Consider the following 885-nt stretch of genomic DNA (forward strand, 5'->3'; position numbering starts at 1 on the left):
TGGCAGGGTTGTTGGCGGATCGCTTCAAATAACGGTTGCACTTCTTCGGCATAGGCATCTCGCTTCGTGTTGCGGTTCTGGGCGGCGCGGATTAAAAACTCGGAGCGGGGGCGTCTTGGCTGCGCAAACAAGTCATAGATATCCCCTTCGCGGTCTGTGATCGTAATGACCTCGACGGATGCGGGGATCAGTTGTTGGCTCGCTTCTTGATGCTCCAGCCAGCGGTAGCTTTCTTTCTCTTCGATCACCGTTTGTCGAGCGCGATAGCCCGCACCACGCCGGGTCTTCTCTCTGGCCCACACGGTTTCTTGCAAGATGCCTAAGGGGACTCCGGCATCGCTACTACACAGGGTGAGGTGGACTTTGAGGCCGGTGGCTGAGGCATCACTGATGGGGCCTAAGCCGCGAGTGTGGCGGTGAGTGCTGAAGTCTAGTTCAGTCGTGTCTTGGATCGTCAGCACCGTTGAGTGTTCTAAGCAGCGTTCGACCGTTTGATCAATGTGGCCGGACAAGATGGCGGTGGGGGTAATGCGCCGATTTGACCAAAACTTATACAGTCCTTGCACCGCCGCATCATCGCGGCTCGCTTGCAACACGCTCGCATTCGGCTGTGCGATCAGGTCTTCCACGATCGTTACTAGCCGTTGTGCACGGCGACGGTCACCTAAATTCGTGCTCTTTAGCTCGTCTTTTGCCCAGCTCATACCATGCTCCCCTGACATTGATGGTCTTTTAAAGTCATGAGCTTAGCGCGACTGGTCAACCTTGAAACTCTTGATAAACAACAGTTTATTTGCTTCCTTATCTATCCATATCTAATCGCGCCTCATCCTAAAAGGCATTTTTGATCCAAAATGTCACGCTAATTGGACTTCCTTATCTATT

1 protein-coding gene is annotated in these 885 nt (G+C 53.0%); it reads right to left on the bottom strand.

The window, feature by feature from the left end:
• Nucleotides 1–704: IS4 family transposase (locus JUK32_RS16995; protein ID WP_204140054.1), on the bottom strand; the 704-nt coding region annotated here is incomplete at its 3' end.
• Between the last annotated feature and the right edge of the window lie 181 nt (nucleotides 705–885).

The sequence above is a fragment of the Halomicronema sp. CCY15110 genome (genome assembly GCF_016888165.1).
GTDB lineage: Bacteria > Cyanobacteriota > Cyanobacteriia > Phormidesmidales > Phormidesmidaceae > Halomicronema.